This is a genomic window from Algoriphagus sp. (genome assembly GCF_024642405.1).
In the GTDB taxonomy this organism is placed as follows: domain Bacteria; phylum Bacteroidota; class Bacteroidia; order Cytophagales; family Cyclobacteriaceae; genus Algoriphagus.
Genome location: NZ_JAHEBC010000284.1, coordinates 1 through 5,090 on the forward strand (window position 1 = coordinate 1; position 5,090 = coordinate 5,090).

At 36.7% G+C, this 5,090-nt stretch carries 3 protein-coding genes; 2 read left to right on the forward strand and 1 reads right to left on the reverse strand.

The window, feature by feature from the left end; genetic code table 11:
- Both Q0L68_RS16180 and Q0L68_RS16185 read left to right on the forward strand, forming a co-directional pair.
- Window positions 1–1,396, forward strand: a 1,396-nt coding sequence (locus tag Q0L68_RS16180) for a hypothetical protein (RefSeq protein ID WP_296705187.1), incomplete at its 5' end; no start/stop codon positions are given.
- A 148-nt stretch (window positions 1,397–1,544) separates the two neighbouring features.
- Window positions 1,545–2,393 carry an N-acetylmuramoyl-L-alanine amidase-like domain-containing protein gene (locus tag Q0L68_RS16185; RefSeq protein ID WP_296705189.1) on the forward strand — a complete coding sequence of 283 codons (849 nt, stop codon included), beginning with the start codon at window positions 1,545–1,547 and terminating at the stop codon, window positions 2,391–2,393.
- A gap of 74 nt (window positions 2,394–2,467) precedes the next feature.
- Here Q0L68_RS16185 and Q0L68_RS16190 read toward each other — a convergent pair.
- Window positions 2,468–5,090, reverse strand: a 2,623-nt coding sequence (locus Q0L68_RS16190) for a DUF4184 family protein (protein ID WP_296705190.1), incomplete at its 5' end; no start/stop codon positions are given.

The following is a 5,090-nucleotide window of genomic DNA, read 5'->3' on the forward strand; positions in this document are numbered from 1 at the left end:
CTTTTCCCAGTTTTTCGATAATGGATTCGCTTATATGATCCCCGAGATTATAAAATTCTTCGTGCGAGTTGGTGACAACCGAAGTACCGAAATTCTAAAAAAGGCTGCGAAATGGAATGATGAAAATCAATCTGAAGAGGTGTTTTTTGATTTTTCTCAGAATTCCTTGGATGATATATTTTTCGCACATTCGGAACAATCCAATCAATTGATTGAGACTTATATCCGGACTCATTCAGAACTATATATTAGGGATGAAGAGGGGAATATTTTTCCTGATAATTTTTCAGGTAAGATTTCTTCAGTAGATCCCATCACAAATGGGAGAAAGGAATTTGAAGTAAAAGAAAATCAAATTCATGGTTTATTGAGGATCTTTTCCCCCGAAGGAATCATCTCCGAAGAATTGAATTATGAGAATGGAATCCAATTGGGTACCCAAAAAGAATATGATAAAGAGGGTCGATTATTTAAAACGGAGGTTATTCACTCCCAGCCTCGAAAAACGGAGATCTCCTATTTTTATCCGAATGGACAAACTGAAGTCAGTTTAACTGAAGACTCTTTAGGAACACCAGTTGGAGAGCACAGCAAATGGTACGAGAATGGTGTTTTGGAATGGAAATACACCCGTGACAAAAACGGAAATCATACAGGTCCTTATTTCGAATACTACCCAAATGGTGAAAAGAAAGTGGAATTGGATCTCCGGGAAGATAAACATCGATATATTAATTTTTGGGATGAGGAGGGAAACCAGTTACTAAAAGATGGTACGGGCATTTATTACGATGAGTACCAAATTGGAGAGTCTACATACAAAAATGAGTACCTATTCAAGGATTTTCTGGAAGATGGAGTACAAAAAGGATATAAGAATGGAATATTACAGTCTTATAAGGAAATGAAAAATGGTAAACCGGAAGGTTATTTTCGAAATTACTACACTAATGGAAAACTCAAAGAAGAATATCTAATCAAAGACGGAAAAGTAATTTCCCATCAAACGCAGCCACTATTCGAAAACCCCAAATTGAAAGTCGAGCTAGAAACGCGTGTTGATGAAAAATCCTTAATTCTCAGAGATTATCCTATTTCTGAAGTCTACCCAGAATTACTGAACGAAGCTGAAATTGCTGAACATATAGTTTGCCCTTCTGAAGTCTTTGAACTCTATGGATGGGATAAAAAATTAAGAGCTTCTTATTTAATACATATCAACGATTCTGGTGAAATCTCGGGCTTCGATTTTTTTTCCGCTGACAATGGATACGTAACCAAGGCTATCGAGGAATCTTTTCCCAAATTTAAATTCAAACCAGGCTTAAAAAGTGGGAGACCTGCGACTTCTTATTTGGTTTTACGAGTAGAAATGTGGTTGACGGAATCAGATTAAGCATTAGAAAGACAACTAGATTATTCAAAATAAATCTTGGGGTTTTAAATCAACATTTCCAAAAACCCTTACTGCCCGATTTCAAAAAAATCAATTGAACTGGAAGTATTTTTTTCTAGTTTTAAAGGCAAATCCTCCCAAATTCGAAATGAAATACCTTCTTGGAATTCTTCTGATTTTTATTTTTTCGAAGCCGCTTTATGCCCAAACTGTTTGCACCCTAGAAAACAGGCAAAAACTGGAAAACGTCTTAGTTCAACTCTCTCAGGAGGATTTAAAAGGTAAATCTCCAAATGAACTTGCAATAGCCATTGGAAAGAAATTTCTAAAAACTCCCTATGTGGAAAAAACATTGGAGCTTCCGGGTGAGGAGAAATTGGTGATCAATTTGATAGGTTTGGATTGTACTACTTATTTGGAGACTGTAATCACTTTGGTTAGGCTTGCTGAAAATAGAGATTTTACTTTCGAGGCTTTTGAGAGCAATCTTGAAAACCTTCGCTATCGAGAAGGTGAAAACCAAGGATATCCTTCCAGACTCCATTACTTTTCTGACTGGATCTATCAGAATCAGGAGAAAGGTATTATTAAAGATGTGACCGAAGAAGTTGGAGGAAAACCTTATCCTAACACCCCAACTTTTATGTCTGAAAATCCTAAGTTTTATGCTCAATTAGCTGATCAAAAAAACCTTTCAGCAATTAAAATCACTGAGGCAGAAATTAAAACCAGGAACTATTTTTATATCCCCAAAACCGAAATACAAAATCTGGAGAAAAATATCAAATCCGGTGATTTAATTGCCATCACCACCTCCATGTCTAACCTAGATATTGTCCATACTGGATTTGCTATTGAGCAAAATGGAAGGATTCACTTGATGCATGCCTCCTCTAAAAATATGGAGGTCGAAATTTCAGAAAAGCCCCTAAGTGATTACTTGGCGGGAAATAAATCCCAATCTGGGATTATGGTGGCTAGGTTACAAAAGAAGTAAATAAAAAAGCCCTCCCCTCTGAGATAAATCCCATACAGGAAGGGCGGGGGTGATTGAAACAACCGTTTCGCACTCTACTTAAAGCTTTTACTCACTTTCAATGTGAAATATTGGAATTTATAGCCCGTTCCAGAGGCGGCAGCTACATTGCTAAACTGTCCATTTAGGCCAAAATCAAATCCATTTAGCCTGTAATTCAATTCTGCTTGCACTCTAAAAGAAGGGTCCCAATTTTGATTTTCTATTTGCTGAAATCCTGCAGCTCCCTGAAATTTTAAAGCAATTTTTGATACCAAAGGCATTGGAGTGCTATAGTCCACAAATACTTCTGTGCTCAAAAATCTATCAGGAGCGAAATACAAAGTAGTTTCGGAATCACTATAGCTCAATGCTGAAAAATTAATCCCTGTTTTTAAAGTTGGTTCAGTTCTCAAGACTCTATAAACAGATCCGAAAAATTGTATTCTTTTATTCTGATCATTTAGCATCCCGAAACTCCCTTGAGAATAAAATCCCGTTTTCCCGCCAAACATAATATGGGTCAAATAGCCAAGATTTTGGCTTCTAATATTCTTTCCCAACAAGTCAGCTGTAAAATTCAAAAGGTCAGAACTGTAAGTCAATCCAAACATTCTTCTATCATTCGGCTGAAATTTAGTTTCAAATTTCCCGGTTACTCCCATGAATGATTCTTCAGTATCCGGGCTTACTTGCTGCAGAACTACCTCAGCACTACTCTGCCAAGCCTGGCTCCAATTAACTGCCGCTGCACCTGTTAAGAATTTAGACTTAGTCAATTGTCCCTCTGGCGCTTTTACCTGACTTGCCCCAGCACTAAAACCTAATTGTAAGGGTGCACTTCTTTGGTTTTGCCAAAAAACAGACTGCTCAGTCCTTGTATTTTTAGCTACATCAGCAAAATATCCAATCTGAATTCCTGCAGTCTGAACCGATCTGTCAGCAATCAATCCTTTTAGTTTTTGGATCTGGGATTGAGACAGCTCGGATTCATAGGTGCTGATCAACAACTCTGATTTTTTCCATTGTTTCTTACCGATCAAAACCTCTGCATATTCCTGGATATAGGGAGCTTTGGGGAATTTTTGCACTAGAGTATCGTAATACGCAAGACCGTAAGAGTAATTCCCTGCTGTTGTATATAGCCTTGCTTTCATCACCAATGCCTGATCAGGATCAACCAAATCTATATTCTCAGAAAGATAATTTTCAGCTTCTTTGGTCTTGATATTCCAAAGCATAGCATTGAAATAATTGACTGTCGCACTTTTATTCTCCTGATCCTGGTTCCAGGCATTATATGCAGCTTCCAAAGCTTTGGAAGGCTTTTTACCCATAAAAAGTGCATAGGAAAGATTAATTTTTACAATAGTACTTTCGTAGTCTAATGGAATCAGTTTATTGAAAACCTCCACTGCCTGACTAAAGTCCTGATTTTGTAAACAAAGATCTCCTTTGAAAAGTAAAATCTGTGCATCTTCAGGATTATTGATAAGAATACTATCCAACTGAGAAATAGCTCCGGCATAATTTTCCTCACTTCTTAATTCACTGGCTTTCTGGATAAACTGCTCTCTTTTTACTGGATCTAAAGCTTTTCCTTGCCCACTTACGAAAAAAGGAAATAAAATTAATCCCAAAAAGCCTATAAGTTTAATCGGAGTATTGATATATTTCTTCAAATTCTTTACGATATGGAAATTCAAATCAGTGATTTTTTGATAACAGGCCATAAAAAACCTGCTTTGAAAGTGGAAGTTATTGGTGAGGCCAAAGGGAGCTCCACTGAAATCCTGAGAAGTAAATTGTCTGAAATCTCTAACAGTGACAGCGATCTTGTCTATTTGGATATCAGAGGGCTTACTGACAATGACTTGGGATTTGTCAATGAGGTTATTCATATGCATTACACCCTTGCCGAACACTCCAAAAAATTTATTCTTCTTTACAAAGAAGGATCTTCTTTCGAACCTTGGATCAATACCTCGGGAATTGATAAGTTCGTCGAACTCGCGATCACTGTTTAATCTATTAGAGTTTAGTATTAACTCAAGAACAGAAGCAAGAAAAACCCCATAGATAAATGATCCAACTCCCATCATGAAGAAGTCCCAAAAGGAAATGAATTCTGGGAAGAAGGAAGCTCTCAAAACTACAGCGATGGTTATTCCAATAAGAGTAAGGAACCAAAACTTTCCTTTTTTAAAGTGAACAGAACTTGAAATAGCATTTGATTCCAAGTGTAAAAGAAAATTCGAAACCAAGAACAATCCTATCAGACTGAAACCATATTGAAAGAAGTCATAAACTGGAATTGAAGAAGTTGCAATCTTAAATTCATTTTTTAAAATCGGGAATAGGTTCACCAACCAACCATCATAGTGAGTCATTCCATCCAAAGTCAAATGAGTGAAAATACCCAGCATCATTGAAATCAAAATCCAACTCCAATTCATTTTTAGAGATGAAATCCAATTAAACTCTAAGTATTTAACCGTCTTAGATTGCACCCAAACTGGACTTGCTTTATACAATGAATGCTTGATCAGGCAATGAAAGATCAGAGCAACAAGCATCGCGATAGGCAGGTCAAATACGAGAATACCAGAAATCTTATGCCCTATATTTTCACCTAATTTTAACTTTAAGTAAAACTCCAAATCAGGTGCTATACTCCCG